This window comes from Actinokineospora globicatena, assembly GCF_024171945.1.
Lineage (GTDB): Bacteria > Actinomycetota > Actinomycetes > Mycobacteriales > Pseudonocardiaceae > Actinokineospora > Actinokineospora globicatena.
The window spans coordinates 314,371-331,850 of sequence record NZ_JAMTCR010000003.1 but is presented as its reverse complement, the minus strand read 5'-3'; the positions used below and the strand labels follow the sequence as shown (position 1 = coordinate 331,850).

The following is a 17,480-nucleotide window of genomic DNA, read 5'->3' as shown; positions in this document are numbered from 1 at the left end:
GTCGCCCATGGGTTCAAGCTGATTTCACGAGTCACGGTCAACCTCTTCGTCCAGCAGTTCGACAGTGGTCAGCTCGACCAGTATGGCAAGAAGTGTCCGACTCGCGCGCTGGTTGAGCGTGAGTATTTCGGCGGGGAGTCGCACGGTGATCTCCTCGGCCCTGCTCATGACTCGCTCGGTTCGGCGTCGACAGGAGAGCTGAAATCACCACTACCTGCCTGTTCGACCGCCGCCCGGATGTCGCTGGTGAAGTAGCCCCGGACCCGCCTGACCTCGCCGCCCTCCATCGGCGTCCGGTTGCGCAGCGGCTTACACCCCAGCCCAAGCATCTGTCGGGCGAACGCGGTCGGCTCGACCTCCAGCGCCTCCACCAACTCCGCGGTCGGCACGAACTCACGCGCCTCCAGGTCATCACCCAGGTAAGCCACCACCGCCGCCAACGGCTCCGGCAACCCATCCGGCTGCCACACCGGCCCACCGGTACCGGCCCCGATCGCCTTCGCCGCCGCCGCGTGATCGAGCACCAACGCCGTGTCCTGTCCAGCGGCCTGACCGGTCAACGTCCCCTCGACCTCCCGCAACTCCCGACCGCGAGCGCAGATGGTCCGCCAATCCTCATTCGGCATGTAGAACGTCCGCACCGTCACCGCCAGCACGTCCGCCCCAGCTTGGGTCTCCCCGTCCGGCCGCAGGATGCCCACGCCCTTGTGCGCGGCGAGTAGGCGGCTGCTGTCATAGCCGCGGGTGTTCATCTGTTCGCCGAGCACGATGTTCGAGTCCCGCCAGTCCATCACCCGCAGCGCGAACCGCGAGCCCAACACCGCCCGCAGCCCGGACGGAATGGTCTTGGAGTCCGGCCGCTGCGTGGCCAGCACCAGCACGAGCCCCGCCGCTGGCCCCTTCTTCGCCAACCAGGTCAACAACTCCCCGATGTACTCACCCGCCGTGACCCGCCGGTCCTGCACCTTGATCTGCGTCCGATCCTCCAGAGGCACCTGGACCTCATCGACGAACAACGCCGTGATCGGCATCCCCAGCCCGAGGTCCCGCGACATCGCCGGAGTCACCTTCGACTCAGGGCACGTCACGTCGTCCAACATCCGCATCCGCCGATACCTGGCCTGTACCTCGCTGACCAACTCGATCAGCCACCCGACCAACGTCACGACGTGCTCGGCCTCATCGCCGGACATGAACCGGTGCGCGACCTGGCCAGCGGCGTCCCAGTCCTTACCGGCCTTGAAGTCCGCCACATACAGCCGGGTGTGCGGGTCCAGGATCAACCCCGCCGCGGCGAGTCGAGCCGCGAACGTCTTGCCCTGGCGCGGGATAGCGCCCACCAGAAGCGACGTCCACACAAGAGGCAAGTCCACCCGCCGATCCCGCGCGTCCCGTCCAAACGGGACCGGCCGCCACGCGTCCCACCGTTCGACCTCCACCAACGGAGTCCGTACCGGCGGAGTCGCGTACGGGTCCGCATCGGCAACCCACATCGCCACCCGGCCCGCGTGTCCGCCGTTGCCCCGGACCCGTTCCACGCTTAACTGGACCTCATCGACCGCCAGCGCCGATGCCAACGCGTCCCGGTTCCGGATCACGTCCGCGGCCTTGCGCGTCGCGGGCAGGTCGACCGTCACCGCCCACCCGGCCCCGTCGCGCCGGGCACGCTCGACCAGCCGTAGCGTCTCGTCCTTGCCGATGAGCTTCGCGTCCCGGAACGCGTCGATGAGCACCTGCGGGTCCATCGTCCATGTCAACGCCCGTGGTCCCGCCAGCACCGCCCGCCGCCCCGGACTTCCCTCACGGCGCCGCCCCAGCACCGCCAGCCCCACGGCCACCGCGGCGATGATCTCCCACAGCACCCCATAGACCAGGTCCAGCACCGCCACCAGGACCACGCTGGCGACGACCACGGCCGCGGTGACCTTCCACCGGAATAACGTCAACGCGCGGATCGGCTCGAACTTGTCCGCCAACTTCTCCGACGACTCAGCAGCCTCCCGGTAATCCCGCACCGTCACCCACCGACGCCACCACCGGCCCACTGCGACCAGCCCACGCACCACGGCACCCACGAACCGCCACGGCGCCACCAGCGCCACGGCCAGGAAGTCCCGCCGACTCTTGAGCCACACCGGCACCCATGTCGACCGTCGCCACCAGGAAACCCGCCGGACCGGCGTTTCGTCCACCAGTTCGCCGTCCAGGGCGATCCGCTCCAGGTCCCCGTTCATCGGCGCCGCCTCGACGTGTCCACCGTCGTCACCGTCAACGCCCTGGTCAGCGCATACGCGGCGAACAACGCAGGCAGTCCCAGGACCGCCAGCAGCAGCCACGGATTCCCCGGGTGCGTGATCACCACCCACTGAACGGCCACGATCAACCCGGCGTTGAATAACACCCGTCCGACCAGCGACACCAACCGCGCCCCGCTCCGGGTCGCCTCAGCCGCCGCCCGAGCGCGCCGGGCACCAGCCCGCCACACCCCGAGCAACACGAGCAGGCCGCCAGCAGCCGCGACCACGTGCAGAGTCGTGAACTCGATCATGTCAATGGCCCCCTCTCGACCCGCTCCCCGCGCCGCAACCAGTGCGGATACAGCGCCCGCCGGTCCTCATCCCCGAGCCCGCCGAACACCCCCACCGTCGCTTCACCGGCCGTGCGCAACTCCAACTCCAGGCACTCGTCCCGGACCGGGCAGCCCGCGCACATCCGCGCCGCGATCTCCCGGTCCGTCCCCGACCAGTTCGGTTCCTCCGTGTCGCACGCGCCGTCCCGGCGCACGACCGCGTCCAGCACCGACGTCGGAACCCATCGCAACCGGTCCAGCCGCCACGCGATCGCGACCAACCACCGCTCATCGCTCACGGCGCACCCCCGCCGCGTCGAACCAGCGCGCGACCTCGTGTGACGGCACCACCAGCCGCCCGCGCCGGTGCACCGCTGGCAATGTCCCCAGCCGGACCGCGCGCCGCACCCGCCACAGCGGCGCACCGAGAATCCAGGCCGTTTCTCGAATCGAGTAGAACAGCATCACAGGCTCCAGGAATGATTTAAGTCCACCCGTAAGTAAGAAATCATCTGCCCGATAGGCATGATCGTCCGCCGCGTCCGATGAGCGGCGCGTTAAGAGGTCAAGGCACTAATGTCGGGCAGGAGGCGGAGCACGGAGGAATGCGTGGCGGAAGACTGGGCGGCAGTCGCGAGGGTCATCAACGAGCGCGCGGACGCACTCGGCCTGCGCCAACGCGAACTCGCCGAACGCTCGCAGGTCTCCCAGGCCATCGTCCGCGAACTGCAACTCCACATCGTCGAACGCCGCCGCAGCGCGAGGACCCTCGAAGCGCTGTCGGTGGCACTCGGCCTGCACCCGCAGCACCTGGACGCTGTCCTCAACGGACAGACACCACCGGCGCCCGATCCTGTCGTCACCCGGCTCGATACCCTCGAACGCCGTGTCACCGAGATCGCCGGCGTTCTCGACAGCATTCAGAACGACTTGCGCGCGGTGCTGCGCAATACCGGCAGGCAGTGAGTTCGGGGTGATTTCCACACCACCGATTCAAGGCCGAAACGACGCTCGGTCCCATGCACAAGCACCGCACAACCACCGCAACAACACCGCAGAAGCCAGAGAATCCGATGCGTAGCGCGTGGACTGGCCGCACCGCCGCCGCGCTCCAGGCTGCCCTACGGCTCAGCCAAGAGGCATTCGCCGCTCACCTCGGCATCTCCGCGCGCACAGTCGCGGCCTGGCACCAGAAACCCACGGTCAAGCCGCAGTCGGAGATGCAACAACTCCTCGATACTGCCCTAGCTCAAGCCGCCCCGGACGCCCAGGCCCGCTTCGCCGAACTCACCCGGCCCGCGACCGACGACCGGCTCCGACTCGACCCGCACATCGTCGCCGCGCTCGACTGGGTCGACAGCCAAGCGGGATGGAACCCCGGCACCGCGCGCACCCGCGTCGCTGCCCGCGCCGCGCAGCTCGACGGCCACCAGCTCCAAGACCGCAGCCACCACCGTGCCCGCGTCAGCCAACGCGACATCGCCGACGCGCTCACCGCCTACTACGGCCCCACGCCCCTCTACCGCGCCCGCTTCGGCAACCAGCTCCTCACCACCAGCATCGTGACGCGCCCCGAGTGGCTCGACATCGCGTGCCCGCTGGACGCCATCCACGACCGCCTCCGCGCCACGACCGCCCCCAGCGCCGCCGTCACCCTCGACCACGACGCCGCCATCAACCGGCTCGCCGAAACGCTCACGCTCGGAACCCGCCTGGTCAACGCGCCCCTCTACAGTCTCACCAGCCTTGATGTGGGTTCGGGACGCATCGCGGGCACAGTCGGCATCGCCTCGTTTGTGGAGTACGCCCTGACGCTCGACCTCCTCGAAGCCGAGCTGATCGACGCCATCACCGCAGGCCGCACCACACTGCCCCTACGAGACCGGTACCTCCCCGACCTGGGCACGGTCCTCGATGTCGCCGACCGCCTGTGCGCCGGCGGAGCCCTGGCCCTCACCGCGATCGCCCGCCCCGCCGACCCGTACCGCGGACCGGCCGACTTCCTCCTGTTGATTCAGGAACGATCCGGCCACGTCGTCAACGCCGCCCGCCGCCTTGCCGTCATCCCCAAGGGTTTCCACCAGCCCGTCACCGACATCCGCGCGGACGCCCAGGTCGGTGCCACGCTGCGCCGCGAGCTGGAAGAAGAACTGTTCGGCCGCGCCGACATCGACAGCACCTTGGGAGACCAGCGCAGCGCCGACCCCATGCACCCGAGTCGCCTGTCCGAACCGTTCCGCTGGCTCCTCACCGAGCCCGGCCGCCTCCGCATGGAGTGCACCGGGTTCGGGTTGAACCTGGTCAGTGGGAACCACGAGTTCGCCAGCCTGATAGTCATCCACGACGAGGACTTCTGGCCACGATTCGGCGGAATGGTCGAAGCCAACTGGGAATCGTCCAGGCTGCACCGCTATTCCACACAAGACCCGGACATCATTGGCGAACTACTGGCTGATGTAGCGTGGAGCAACGAAGGACTGTTCGCCATGCTCCAGGGCTTGCGACGCCTCGCCGAAGTCGACCCGGACCGGGTCACCCTGCCACCCCTCGACTGGGAGATCACCGAGTGACCACCGGCTGGTCCAGCGGCAACGCCGCCGACGACACCACCAACACCCGCGGCTGGCTGGTCGGCCACTTCATCGACCCGTCCGAGGGTGTCCGCTCCTCGAAGGACGTTGAGGTCAAGTGGGGTACTCACCCCGAGGGCGACAAGCGCCCTGACTGGACCTCTGATGATCAGCGCACCACCCTGGTCGTGCTGGTCAGCGGCCACTTCCGCGTCGACCTCACCGAGGGCGGCCACACCATGACCCGCCCCGGCGACTACGTCATGTGGGGTCCCGGCATCGATCACTCGTGGGAGGCCCTAGCCGCCTCCGTGGTCATGACGGTGCGCTGGCCTTCCGCCGCCTAACCCACCCGCCACTCGATCGGCGGCACGCTCACCCGCTCGCCGCCGATCTCCCGCAACCGGCGCAGCCCCTGCACCATCGCGAACACGCCTTCATTGCTCCACGAGTCATCCGCGATCAGTTTTTCGAGCGATTCCCCATCTTGCGATGAATACTGCCGCAGGCCGTCAGATTCCCAATTCGCCTCGATCTGGCCGCCGAACCGCTGCCAAAACTCCTCATCCTCGATGACGACCAGGCACGCGAACTCGTGGTTCCCGCTGACCAGGTTCAGCCCGAACCCAGTGCACTCCATCCGCCACCGTGCCGGGTCCTCACTCAACCACCGCATCGGCGCCGACAGCCGGTCCCGGTGCATCAGGTCAGCCGCCCGCATCGGTCCACCCGTGACGTCGACGTCCCCGCGCCCGAAAAGCTCCTCTTCGAGCTCCCGCCGCAACGTCGCCCCGATCCGGCTGTCCGCTCGCACGTCGTTGAGCGGCCCGTGGAACCCCTTGGGGATCACCGCCAACCGCCCCGCCGCGTTCACCACCTGGCTGGACCGCTCCTGCACCAGCAGCACATAGTCAGCCTCACCGCGGAACGGGTCCGCCGGTCGCGCCGCCGCGAACAACGCCAACGCCCCGCCCGCACACAGCCGTCCCCGAAGGTCGAATACCGATTCCAGGTCCGGCATCCACGCGTCCCTTAGCGGCAGCTCATCCGGCGAGTCCGCTAGCTCCCGCTCCAGCAGATCCGCCGTCAACGCGTAGTCGAAGAAGGACGCCACCTCGACCTGACCGCGCACTACTCCCGCCTCTGGCGTGGCCTCCACCAACCGGTACACCGGCGCATCCGTCAGCCGCGCACCCTTGACCACCGCGTCCACGAGCCGCCTTGTCGCTGTCAGCGCTGCCCGCTCGCTCATCGCCCACCGGGCTTCCGCACCCACGCTGAGTTCCAGCCGATCCCCGGTCGGCGACAGTTCGCACCGCAGGTCCAGCCACTCCGGCCGCGTCACCACGCTGGTCAGCACCTCTGTCGATCCGACCTGTGCGCTGAACACGCCTCTATTGCCGTAGTACCGGGCAAGCCGGTCCGCGACCTCCGCACGCCCCACCGCCACGCGCGGCAGCACGTCCGCCAGCCCCTCGCCTACCTTCTGCCGACTCGTGCCCCGATCCCAGCCCGCCACCCGGTCCAACCAGGAGAACACCGCGTCAAGATCCGGCCGTCCGAACTCGACCACCTTCGGCCGACCACTGAGTAGTTCATCCAGCTCCTCCGGCGACCGCTCCAGCAACTGAGCCAACCGCGGCCGGACGTGCGGCATCGGCGCGTGACTCCCCGCCTCCCACGTGATCACCGTGCTCCGGTCGACCCCCAGCGCCTCCGCCAACGACTCCTGCGTGAACCCCGCCCCACGCCGCACAGCCGCCAACTCAACCCGACGACGCCCAGGCTCCATGCGGACCACCTCCGATATCAGCACCGCAACCGTACAGCCGAAACCAATCCCGCCGCCGGTTCTCGCAGACCTCCCACACGCCTCCCACTCGGGTTCTCTGTCCCCGACCGCGTGCAGGCCCTTGACTAGGTACTACACCACCCGACCCCAGGCCAATGCCCTCACCGCACCAGTCGAACACCCACCAGCACCCAAGGAGGCGCAGCCAATGAAGGCCCTAACCCGCGCCATCGCCGCCAAGCTGATATCAGCCTTCCCCGCACGATGTCAGCCCCACCCCACCGGCGTCCCCTACCTCTCCAAGGACCTCGACGAACTCACCCGCTGCATCCAAGCCGTCGCCACCGCCCTCGAACAGGACCGCCTGGGCCACGGCCCCGAGGTCGACAACCTCGACGACACCGCCACCAGCGTCCTCACCTCGCTCCGATGGCTGACCCGCCACCCCCGCCGATGACCACCGACTCGACCTGGCGCTTCGACGAATCCATGGTCACCGACCTCAACACCACCGCCGCGGCCCTCGGCCGGTACGTCCTCGACTCGATCCGCGCCCAAGACGGCAGCGCACCTGCTCCCACCCTCGACGCCCAGAAAGAACTGGTCAGGGCGACGTGCACCGCCGTCTACCGACTCATCGAACAAACCTACGAACGCCACGTCCTCCACTCCGCACTACCCGACGAAGGCTGAACCATGACCGCACCGCTCAAAGTCATCACCTGGGTAGCCATCCGCGACACCTGCGAGATGACCGCCACCCTGCACCCCACCGACGACCAGATCGACTTCATCATCGGCCCCACCACCGACGCCTTCGAGTTCGGCTTCGACCGCCCGAGCCTCCGCCGCTTCATCGACCTCGCCCAGACCTCCCTAGCGAGGCTCGACGCGGGCCAGGCCATCTCATCGGCTCAGTCCAGCGCCGCCCAGGGCTGACCAAGCCAACTCGGGACGGCTTGCCGCACCCTGTCCCAGCCGCGAAACCGCAGGTCAGGTATCTGATCAGGCCGTCCCGCCGCGACCGTCAACCTGTCCCGCCCAGGACAACCTGTGGCCACCCCGTACCCGGTGCTACTCCCTACCAAGGGCCGACCCATGCCACCACGCGGACGCTCCCAGCCGACTCCCTGATCGTCCGCCACGGCCCGATCTACGACCACTTCGCCCACCGCTGGTGCCTCAAAGCCCACCTCCCCGACGGCGCCCCCGCGACCACGATCTTTGACCTGTCCCCCGACCTCCGAACCGCCCTCATCCACCCCGCGGCCATCCCCACCTACAGCATCGCCCTCATCACCCGCGACACCCAGCACCTCGCCGACGTCTGCCGAAGTTCCGGCCAGACCGCCACCTTCACCAACCCCGGCATAACCCTCACCGCCTCCCACACCCCAGACGGCATCACCATGACCAGCACCGCTCACCACGAACAACTCACCCTCACGTACCGACACCACACAGCCGCAGCCCTAGCCATCGTCACCGCCGAACTCCGCGACATGCTCCCCGTACACCACAAGGCGGCCTCCTGATGCCCGACAACTGGCAGGCAGTCGGCCAAGCCATGTCCCAACGCCGGGAACAACTACGCCTCAAACAACACCACGTAGCCAAACGCTCCGGCGTCTCCCAAGCCATCATCCGAGAACTCGAATACAACACCGTCGAGCGACGCCGCAGCTACCGAACCCTCGAAGCCCTCTCCACCGCCCTCGAATGGCCCGCCGGTCACCTCACCGCCATCCGCGCAACCTCACCCACCTCCACATCACGCACCCCGGCAGCACCCATCTCGCCACTCCAGCCCGACACCGACCCGAACGCTCGACACCCCTCGCCTGGAACCCCAGCAAGCACGAGCCGAACCCTCATCGGCGAGGCCATCACCAACCTCGCCAACACCCTCGACACCCACCTGACCACCTACTCACTCCCCGCCCCCAGCCACGTCGAACTCTCCGTCCGAGCCAAGCCCAGCGACCACATCACCCTCACCATCGAATCCGACAACTTCAGCATCACCGCCGCAACCATGCTCCACTGGGCCAACACCCTCCTCATCCCCCAAGCCCGCCTCACCGGAAAACCACCAGCAAAGGGTGTCGAAGTCCAGATTCTCGGCAAACTAACAAATCAGGTCAACATAATCCTCATTGCCCACGCAAATGCTTGCATCGAAGAACTGCGTAACCGAAGTTTATCCCACGAACAAACTGTCATCTGGCTACATATGCAAGCGGTTGGCGCACTGAGATAGAATAGCTCGGTATCGCAGCTAATACAACTACGAAAGTATAAGTCGATACTCCGCGCCCCTGCCCAAGAGAGGCTTGTAGCGTACGCGTGCTTCCCATCGATGATTGCGAGGCAGTTTGTCCAAGTCGCTCGCAGGAATGGAGATGGTGCGCCTCCACCAGAAGTAGCGGTACTTCACCGGCGGGAAGATCTCTAGAGCCGCGCGCTTTGCATCGTTGTCAAGGCCGTCCTCAGGAACGATGTCGAGGCGCACGTTGCGCGCACCTAGATATCCACTAGTGGCAGTCACATGCCAACGCTTCTCGGAGGTTGCCTTATCTACCGCGAAGTATGCGAACAACGAAGCGTCCAGCCGAGCACGGAGGCGAGTCAACCAAGATCGCCGATCGGGCATTCGCCCATCTTCTTGTGGAAGGTCGAGATATACGAACTCCCTCGAACGGTATGACTTGCTGCCGCAGTTTACCCGCACGCGAATCTTGTGAGTCTCATCAGGGTACTTCCGATTGGCAAAATCACGCAGAGCGAAATAATCTACGTGCCAGATGAGCGGAGCTCCGCCGGGCTCCAACACGGCGGGCCTCTCAGGACCGTAAGTCCACACCTCTCCGCCCCCGCCGAAGGAAAAGATGCTACTCGCAGACGTGAGGGACCAATGAAGCACCTGAACTGGAAGTCTGCCATCGTTATAGACCGAGATGGTCACGCACGACCTGGTCATCCCATCGGGGAAGCCGAACACGAGTGCCGTCATCAGTGACACTCGCACCCGGTGTCCACTACGTCGCCATTGCAGAAACGTCGCTACAGCCGCACCCGTTGAGACGATCAGAGATCCAACTCCGGTCACTATGGATAGTTCCAACCCCACCCCTACTCGCCAATAGCCAGGATTCTGTTGTGCCTGAAAGATCAATCGAACTCCCTGGCCACCCGACCTGGCCAGGCTAGCCAGCTACACGAAGACGCGCTCCTCCGCTGAGACGTCTTCCAACCGAGCCGAAACCACGTTGCGATCCGCCAACCTGCTGTCCGTCCCTGAGGAAATCGACCGACATCTATCCATTACCGCGACCTTGTAATCGATGGCGAATATTAATGCCGACGGCCGCCTCTCGCGTGATCATTCCAGCATTGCGAAACTCGCTATCGAGAGCGGGCAATCCTCCATAAGAACCGTAACTTCCTCAGTCGGACCGCCCAACTTCGTTCGCTAGATGACAGGTGCTTGCGACACATTTCTATCAAACCCCACCGGTTTGCCGCCTCAATCGAGTCAGACCGTTCATTGGCTGCGTGAAATTGAGCTAAGGGCTCAATTTCACGGTCCTGAACGTAGGTCGTTCTACGACTCCCGTACGTCGAACTTAGGCTATTAAACCGCTCTAACTCGGGCATGGAGACGCGCCCAGATACTAGCGCGTCATAGATCATCGATTTCGCTTGGCGCATCTTCCGATTGCCCAACACCCACAAACAAATCGAGATCAGTACTATTAGCGCATTCCATTGGGAAATGTTGTGCGCCAGTACCACCCCTAGAGGAATTAGAGCTGTAGCCAGAGCTGTGCGGAACTCACCCTCGGCGCGTATTCGATCCCAGGTATTCCACAAGTCAGGTTCGGCGCCGAGAAGTCGCATGGGAACATTATCTATGTTTCGCAGGATCTCGGTCACGTGGCGGTTAACATCCACGACCTGAAATACCCCCTCATTCTCAATAAGTGGGATCTGCACGTTTCGCTCAAAGTCCTTTAGTTGGCCTCTGACTGCATCTGCAAAGTCTCCATCCTCTGCCACTCGCATCATGACTCGCTGACGCACCATACTGCCGATAGCATCACGGATGCGGCTTTCACCTGCACCGGCAATTGCACTGTCGATAAATGAGATCGCCTTGTCGATTAGTCCATGATTGACCGAACGCCAGATCCAGAAAAAGTACATCGGAGTTTTGGCAATGCGTATAGCTCGACGAGCACCGTTGGGTATGAGGTCGACCCAAATCGAACCAAGAACAAAGGCCGCAAACGTTGCGGCGCCGATAGTCGCCGCGGGACCGAGTTGGACGGCCAGCTTGGCAACGCTTTTTCCGTATGAATTATTTGAAAGAAACTTTTCGTACTGTTCTGACCACTGCAAGTAACAGGTCAATACTAGCAAATATCCAACCGTGAGCGGGGATCGAAAGTCCCGCAGTGCGGGTAAGAGATTCAGTATCACCCAGTATCCATTTCACCCGTCGAGCTAGGTTTGCCGCATAGTCTAGCGCTCGGCCAAATCTCGCGTACTGGTCCCCTGAAGGGGCCCTCTAAATATCGAGAGGTCAAGCCCTTGAAGTCCTTACTCTTCGCTCGATGCCAAGCTATGGCCGCACAAATCTTCACGGGATATGCCAACGATTCCCGTAAACGCCGAACTTCCACCTAAACTTCCAAACAGGAAGATGCTTATCTTGCAGTTTGTCAGGCGGTTAAAATAGTTTCCGGCCAGGAAGAACTTAGTATCGACAGCAGGAACATCGACACTAATCGCAGGTTCACTTTCGCCATTCCTGGCAGTGTGCGCAAATTTTGGTGCGACCATGGCAGTGTCTAAGCAGGACCGCTGAACGGGACCAACTGATCTTCCTCCTGGGGCTGGGCGTAGGGTTTACGCACTGAACCGCCCTCGGACACGCACACTATTCACCCGTGGAGCGGCCGTCATCTCGACGGCCGTTTCGTCGTTGAAGTACCGGATCTCCAGCCCCATCGCGTCATACAGGGCCGCCAGGTTGGCCGGGTCGGCGTTGTCCACCATGGCTTGGACGTCGCCGAGTGAGTCGATCACGGCGTAGGTCTCAGCGGCGCTGACCGTGCCCGGTTCTGGTGCCTCTCCCAGTTCCGCCTGTGCGGCGAACTTCTCGGCTTGGGCCTGGTTCATCGCGTCAACCAAGGCAGCGGGGGTCGATCCCGGCGCCGATGGCCTCCTGGTAGCGCTGCAAGCGCCCCTCGGCGTCCTTGAGCCGCTTCCGGTGGATGATCGAGCGGTGTTCACCGCGATCGTGTTCGTGTTGACCATTAGGCGTGCGTGGCGGATGCTGCCACGCTCGTTCGGGGTCGCGGTGCCCACAGCGCATCGGCGGTTCGCCGACTGGACCAAGGCCGGGCTCTGGACCCGGATCAATCATGCCGTCCTCGACCGTCTCGGCGAACAAGGCCTGGTCGACTGGTCGCGACTCACCACACATTGGGAACGCCACGCTCGCCATTACCTCGCCTTTGCCACCCTCGCCACCGCCCTGACCTGCTTCAAGAAGCTCCCCACATGAGACACGGTCTTACTACGGGTACAACACCGATTCGCCACGCGAAAGGGTCTTCGCGCCTGGCGTTTTCACCTCCGGAATGGCCCGGCGGACCAGGACCAGCTTGGCCTTCACCCAGGTGAACAAGACCGAGTGAATGACTCGGCCGTTAGCGGACAAGGGACATCCTGTCCTGGCGGCAGACACAGCGGCCGCGCCATCGCGACGTCTAGGACTGGCCGACCCCGTGCCTGCCCGAGGGGTTTCGCGTGCGCTGGATCCACTTCTCCAGGGTGTTGCGCAGGACGACCGGGTCGACGGGCTTGGTCACGTAGTCGTCCATGCCCGCGTCCAGGCAGGCTTGCTTGTCCTCGGCCAAGGCGCCCGCGGTCATCGCGATGATCGGGGGCACCTCGGCCGCCTCGCCGCGGCGGCGCAGTTCGACCGTGGCGGTGAGACCGTCCATCTCCGGCATCTGGCAGTCCATCAGGATCGCCGCGTAGGGCTTGGTCCCGACCAGGCGGAGCACTTCGAGGCCGTTGTCGGCGACGTCGACCTGGTAGCCGAGCTTGGTCAGGATGCCGACCGCGACCATCTGGTTGATCTCGTTGTCCTCGGCGAGCAGGATCATCTCCCCGTCCACCTCGGAGCGGCCGCGCTGGGCGGGGAAGGGCGTGGCCCCGGTGGCAGGCCCCGCGGGTGGGTCGAGCAATCCGACCAGGCAGTTGTAGAGCTGGGAGGGGTTGATCGGCTTGGGCAGCACAGCGCTGGCACCCGCCTCGATGGCCCGCTGGTCGTCCTGGTAGGACCCGGAGGTCAGCAGCACGGTGCTGATGTGTGCCAGGTCGGTGTCGGCCGCGATCGTGGCGACCAGGTCGAGCCCGCGGCGGTTCGCCACGTGCTGGTTGATCACGACCACGTCGAACGGCTCGAGCGGCTCGGCGGCGCGGAGCCGCTCGAGCATGGTGGTCAGGTCGGTCTCCGAGGTCAGGACCATGCCCCAGGCCCAGCCGTGCCGGGTGATCAGGTCGCGGGTCGTGGGGTTGTCGTCGAGCAGCAGCAACCGGCGTCCCGCCAAGTGCCGGGACACGGGCGCGTCCGTCTCGGGCGCTCTGTCGAACGGCATCGTGAAGCTGAACCGGCTGCCGCGGCCCGGTTCGCTGGCCACCTCCAGTTCGCCCCCCATGAGCCCGACGAGCTCCCGGGTGATGGCCAGGCCGAGTCCCGTCCCGCCGAAGCGGCGGTTCGCGGCGGTTTCCACCTGGGAGAACGGCTCGCACAGCGACGGCAGCTCCGCCACGGCGATGCCGATCCCGGTGTCCTCGACGGCGAAGCAGATGCGGACCCTGCCGTCGTCGTCGACCCCCTGGAGTTCCGCGCGCAGCACCACCGATCCCCGCTCGGTGAACTTGACCGCGTTGCCCAGCAGGTTGAGCAGCACCTGCCGCAGCCTGCCCGCGTCGCCGCGCAGCCTGATGGGCAGCTCCGGCGGGTAGTGGCCGACCACCTCGATGTCCTTGTCGCGCGCGGCCTCCACCGCGGCGTGCACGACCTCGCCGAGCACCTGGTCCATGGCGAACTCGGTCTCCACCAGCTCGACCTTGCCCGCCTCCGCCTTGGAGAAGTCCAGGATGTCGTTGATGATCGTCAGCAGCGCTCGGCCCGAGGCGCGTATCGACTGGGCGTAGCGCTGCTGCGAGGCGTCCAGCGGGGTGTCCAGCAGCAGGTCGGTCAAGCCGATGACGCCGTTCATCGGGGTGCGGATCTCGTGGCTGACCATCGCGACGAACTGCGACTTCACCCGCACCGCCGCCAGCGCTTCGTCGCGCGCGGCCGCCAGCGCCTGTTCGGCCTCACGGCGCTCGCTGGTGTCGCGGATGGCCGCCGAGACCAGCACCCCCTGGTCTGTCGCCAGGGGGGCCAGGCTGATCTCGACCGGGAACTGGCTGCCGTCACTGCGCTGGCCGACCAGTTCCAGGCCCACGCCCATTCCGCGGTGCGACGGCGAGGTGAGGTACTCGTGCCGGTTGCGCACGTGGTCCCGGCGGAACTGCTCCGGGATCAGCACCTCGACGGGCTGGCCGACCAGCTCGTCGGCCCGGTAGCGGAACAGCCGTTCTGTCTGCTGGTTGACCAGCGTGATGAGGCCGCGCTCATCGACGATGACCATCGCGTCCGGCGCGCCGAGCACCAGGCGGTGGAACCGCTGCTCGCCCTCGAATGGGGCCGCCTCGGCGGTGGGCCGCGACCTCCCGTTCGCGTGGGCGAGTGTCGCGAGCAGCACCGCCACCAGCAGCACGGCAGCGGGGGTCGCGGCATCGACCACGCCGACCGCCGCCAGCAGCGGGCCCGCCAGGAGCACCACCGCGGCAGCCACCGAGCCGAACCTGTCCGCTGCCACCCGGTTCGGGCCCGCGGGGTTGCGGACCGCCGACAGGTCGGACCGAGCCGCCAGGACGGCTGCCCAGACCGCGACGACACCCACTCCCGCCGGGAGCGACATCGCGTGGCCGGCCACGGGGTCGTGGCCGCCTGCGACCACTGCCACCGCCGCCACCACGGCGGCGGCGGTCGAGAGCGCGGTGTCGACGTCCAGGGCGATCACACCGCAGGCGGCCAGCGTGAGCGCCGCGGCCGCCACCGCGGGGGGAGCACCGGTGCCCGCCGCCCAAGCCTGGACCCGGTCCGAGAACAGCAAGGCGTCGCCGGTGGGGAGTTGACCGGCGACGGCCGCCACGAAGGCCACGGCGCAGGCAACGGCCACGACCGCCGCGATCGCCTGTCCTGTCCGCCGCCGGGCGGGCGGACCGCCCGCGGGCGCGACCAAGTACAGGGCGATCCCCAGGAGAACCAGGGATATCGCCGATATCGGGTCCACGGCGACCCCATCGGGATCCAGTGCGGCGAGGGTCCTGGAATCCACCGCATATCCCACCAGAGTGATCGCACCGACCGCGATCAGCGCAACCGTCGCGACGGTGCCCATCCGCGGGAGACGGCGGTGAACCGAGCTACGACCGCAATCATCCATGGGGTGAGTCTGGACCTCATTCCGTTGCCACACCATCACCGTATCGGGGCATTGACCAGCGCGCGGTTCCCGGGCAGGGGCGATGAGCCCGCCGCAATGAGCGGATATCCAGGAACCGGCCACAGCGTCGGGTGTGAAGTGGAGTCCGGTCCTGGTGAGTCCTGATAGGACCAAAGTTCGCCGTTGGCGCCTCGCTTTCGCTTATCCGCTGGTGCGTCCACCGCACTGAACCGGACATCGGCTGGGGAAAGCGGCGGCAGGCACGCCGGTCCGGTGCGCCGAGCCTGAGGTCGTGCACAAGCCCTCGCCGCTGGACATCCACTCTCCCGGCGCCCTCTTCACGACACTCCGCTTCCGCCACGCTGCGCAACAGAAATGCAACGGTTTCGACGAAAGTACACGCCGGAGTGTCATCAGAACGCGTGTATTGCCGAGCGGGCCCGGCAGCCGGGGACTAGAACAATCCGTGTCAGGAGTTCACAGCGGGAATGATCGGGGAGCGCAATGGATGCTGGACTGCTTGGCATCGTGATCACTCTTCTCCAGCAGGTCCTGGGGGCGGTTGTCGGTTCCTAACCCAGGGCTCGGTGGAGGCTCTGCGATGTGGCCGAACGTCGCAGAGCCTCCACGCCGCTCAAGCCCACCGGGCAGGCGTCAACCGCACTCCGATTCCGCTCGGGTGCCCGTTGCCGCCGCGCACATGTCGAGTCGAAGCTGGAGAGATGATCCGTAGCTTTTCCGCACCAGGTACCCCGCACACCCTGGGACGCCCACCTCGATGAACATCGAACACGAGGAGCCAGACTCCCTTTTCGCCCAGGGAAAGGACCGGCAACCAACGTGGACAGCGGGGCAGGTCGCCAGTCGTCTCGGAGTCTCCGAGTCCACGCTCCGCTCCTGGCACCGCCGCTACGGCATGGAACCGTACTCGGCGCGGCAGGGTGGGCAACGACGCTACAACCCCGAGGACCTGGTCCGGTTGACCCGGATGCGCGAACTCATCGACAGAGGCATGCGCCCCTCGGCCGCCGCGAACCTGCTCCACGGAGCGGTAGCGCTCAGAGATGTTCACACCGCGGTGGTCGTGGCCGCCAAACGGTTGGACACCGCGACATGTGCGGACCTGCTGACCCAGACGATCCACCGATGGGGGGTCGTGCGGACGTGGGACCGGGTCTGCAGGCCCTCGCTGACCTCGGTGGAACGGGACCAACGCAGCGATCCGGACTGCGTGGACGACGAACACGCCTTGTCCTGGTCCATGACGGTGGCACTGCACCGGGTCCACCGACCACTGCGACCAGCCACCGTCATGCTCGCCTGCGCCCCGGGGGAACAGCACGCCCTGCCCGTCGAGGCCCTGGCGGCCGCATTGGCGGAGAACGACGTGTCCGCTCGAGTCCTGGGAGCGGCCATGCCCACACCGGCACTGGTGCGAGCGGTCACCTCGACCACACCGGAAGCCGTCGTGCTGTGGTCGCACCGCCGGGATCCCGAACACCACAACGCCGCCTCGGCGATCGCCGCTCTGGGTACGCGGCTGATCGTCGCGGGACCCGGCTGGCGGACCGCGGTCGGCGGGTGGGACCAGCCGAAGTCGCTGTCGAACGCGGTGACGATGTTGTGCAAACCCGACGCAGCCGAGGAGTAGCGACGCGCACCGCCGATCCCGTCCCATGCGACTGGACATTCACCAACCAAGGCGTGCGCGACCTCGCCCCGGAACACCCGACGCTCGCCCACCTGTTCCCTGACCAGCTCACCTCACTCACCACGGCGAGCTTCGCCATCACGGCAATCGCCCAACTCTCCGCACAGCTCGGCCGGGCAGGCGCAGCGGGTCTCGCACTGCCCGTGGACGACAAGCAACTGGCGCCCATCTCGATGGGCTTCGTGCCCCACACCAGAACCGGGACACCGAGTCGTCGTCCGGCGAGGTTTCGTCGAAACTCGCCCGCACGGAACTGTGG

Annotated in this window: 18 protein-coding genes and 1 pseudogene; 10 read left to right on the top strand and 9 right to left on the bottom strand. The window is 66.1% G+C overall.

What is annotated here, in order from left to right:
• Window positions 1-24 precede the first annotated feature (24 nt).
• Genes LV79_RS14755 through LV79_RS14735 form a run of 5 tightly spaced genes read right to left on the bottom strand, consistent with a single transcriptional unit; the run spans window position 25 to window position 3,034 of the window.
• Window positions 25-168 (bottom strand): hypothetical protein, encoded by a 144-nt coding sequence (locus LV79_RS14755; RefSeq protein ID WP_253836720.1) that lies wholly within the window; start codon window positions 166-168, stop codon window positions 25-27.
• Window positions 165-2,234, bottom strand: a complete 2,070-nt coding sequence (locus tag LV79_RS14750; protein ID WP_253836719.1) for an FtsK/SpoIIIE domain-containing protein — start codon at window positions 2,232-2,234, stop codon at window positions 165-167. The genes LV79_RS14755 and LV79_RS14750 overlap by 4 nt, the downstream gene beginning before the upstream one ends.
• On the bottom strand, window positions 2,231-2,548 hold the full coding sequence (locus LV79_RS14745; RefSeq protein WP_253836709.1) for a hypothetical protein: 318 nt from the start codon (window positions 2,546-2,548) through the stop codon (window positions 2,231-2,233). Before LV79_RS14745 ends, LV79_RS14750 begins: the two co-directional genes overlap by 4 nt.
• Entirely contained in the window at window positions 2,545-2,868 is a 324-nt protein-coding gene (locus tag LV79_RS14740) for a WhiB family transcriptional regulator (protein ID WP_253836699.1), read from the bottom strand. The genes LV79_RS14745 and LV79_RS14740 overlap by 4 nt, the downstream gene beginning before the upstream one ends.
• Complete coding sequence (locus tag LV79_RS14735) at window positions 2,858-3,034, bottom strand: helix-turn-helix domain-containing protein (protein WP_253836697.1); 177 nt, start codon at window positions 3,032-3,034, stop codon at window positions 2,858-2,860. Before LV79_RS14735 ends, LV79_RS14740 begins: the two co-directional genes overlap by 11 nt.
• A 144-nt stretch (window positions 3,035-3,178) precedes the next feature.
• Between LV79_RS14735 and LV79_RS14730 the strand changes: the two genes are divergently transcribed.
• The 3 genes from LV79_RS14730 (at window position 3,179) to LV79_RS14720 (ending at window position 5,486) form a co-directional block, all read left to right on the top strand.
• Window positions 3,179-3,535 (top strand): helix-turn-helix domain-containing protein, encoded by a 357-nt coding sequence (locus LV79_RS14730; protein ID WP_253836695.1) that lies wholly within the window; start codon window positions 3,179-3,181, stop codon window positions 3,533-3,535.
• A 107-nt stretch (window positions 3,536-3,642) separates the two neighbouring features.
• Window positions 3,643-5,139 carry a helix-turn-helix domain-containing protein gene (locus tag LV79_RS14725; protein WP_253836693.1) on the top strand — a complete coding sequence of 499 codons (1,497 nt, stop codon included), beginning with the start codon at window positions 3,643-3,645 and terminating at the stop codon, window positions 5,137-5,139.
• Window positions 5,136-5,486, top strand: coding sequence for a signal peptidase I (locus LV79_RS14720; RefSeq protein WP_253836691.1), 351 nt, complete (start codon window positions 5,136-5,138; stop codon window positions 5,484-5,486). The genes LV79_RS14725 and LV79_RS14720 overlap by 4 nt, the downstream gene beginning before the upstream one ends.
• Here LV79_RS14720 and LV79_RS14715 read toward each other — a convergent pair.
• On the bottom strand, window positions 5,483-6,931 hold the full coding sequence (locus LV79_RS14715) for a helix-turn-helix transcriptional regulator (RefSeq protein ID WP_253836689.1): 1,449 nt from the start codon (window positions 6,929-6,931) through the stop codon (window positions 5,483-5,485). The two genes, LV79_RS14720 and LV79_RS14715, sit on opposite strands and share 4 nt — an antisense overlap.
• A gap of 208 nt (window positions 6,932-7,139) precedes the next feature.
• Between LV79_RS14715 and LV79_RS14710 the strand changes: the two genes are divergently transcribed.
• The 5 genes from LV79_RS14710 to LV79_RS14690 are packed head-to-tail and all read left to right on the top strand — an operon-like array spanning window position 7,140 to window position 9,191.
• Window positions 7,140-7,388, top strand: a complete 249-nt coding sequence (locus LV79_RS14710) for a hypothetical protein (RefSeq protein WP_253836687.1) — start codon at window positions 7,140-7,142, stop codon at window positions 7,386-7,388.
• Window positions 7,361-7,624, top strand: a complete 264-nt coding sequence (locus LV79_RS14705) for a hypothetical protein (protein WP_253836685.1) — start codon at window positions 7,361-7,363, stop codon at window positions 7,622-7,624. Before LV79_RS14710 ends, LV79_RS14705 begins: the two co-directional genes overlap by 28 nt.
• 3 nt (window positions 7,625-7,627) lie before the next feature.
• The gene (locus LV79_RS14700; protein ID WP_253836683.1) at window positions 7,628-7,870 is read left to right on the top strand and encodes a hypothetical protein; all 243 of its coding nucleotides are present in this window, start codon (window positions 7,628-7,630) and stop codon (window positions 7,868-7,870) included.
• A 20-nt stretch (window positions 7,871-7,890) separates the two neighbouring features.
• Window positions 7,891-8,466: a hypothetical protein gene (locus LV79_RS14695; protein WP_253836681.1), complete on the top strand. Its 576-nt coding sequence runs from the start codon at window positions 7,891-7,893 to the stop codon at window positions 8,464-8,466.
• Window positions 8,466-9,191 (top strand): helix-turn-helix domain-containing protein, encoded by a 726-nt coding sequence (locus LV79_RS14690; RefSeq protein WP_253836679.1) that lies wholly within the window; start codon window positions 8,466-8,468, stop codon window positions 9,189-9,191. Before LV79_RS14695 ends, LV79_RS14690 begins: the two co-directional genes overlap by 1 nt.
• Before the next feature lie 1,145 nt (window positions 9,192-10,336).
• Here LV79_RS14690 and LV79_RS14685 read toward each other — a convergent pair.
• Entirely contained in the window at window positions 10,337-11,413 is a 1,077-nt protein-coding gene (locus tag LV79_RS14685; protein WP_253836677.1) for a hypothetical protein, read from the bottom strand.
• A 429-nt stretch (window positions 11,414-11,842) separates the two neighbouring features.
• The gene (locus LV79_RS14680) at window positions 11,843-12,115 is read right to left on the bottom strand and encodes a hypothetical protein (RefSeq protein ID WP_253836675.1); all 273 of its coding nucleotides are present in this window, start codon (window positions 12,113-12,115) and stop codon (window positions 11,843-11,845) included.
• Between the two features lie 91 nt (window positions 12,116-12,206).
• On the opposite strand from LV79_RS14680, the pseudogene LV79_RS14675 reads away from it, so the two are divergent.
• A pseudogene (locus LV79_RS14675) lies at window positions 12,207-12,410 on the top strand (transposase); the annotation flags it as partial.
• Between the two features lie 298 nt (window positions 12,411-12,708).
• On the opposite strand, the gene LV79_RS14670 reads toward LV79_RS14675, so the two are convergent.
• A complete protein-coding gene (locus LV79_RS14670) occupies window positions 12,709-15,402 on the bottom strand; it encodes a response regulator (RefSeq protein WP_253836673.1) in 2,694 nt (897 codons plus the stop codon).
• A gap of 886 nt (window positions 15,403-16,288) precedes the next feature.
• Between LV79_RS14670 and LV79_RS14665 the strand changes: the two genes are divergently transcribed.
• Entirely contained in the window at window positions 16,289-17,161 is an 873-nt protein-coding gene (locus LV79_RS14665) for a MerR family transcriptional regulator (RefSeq protein WP_253836671.1), read from the top strand.
• Window positions 17,162-17,480 lie beyond the last annotated feature (319 nt).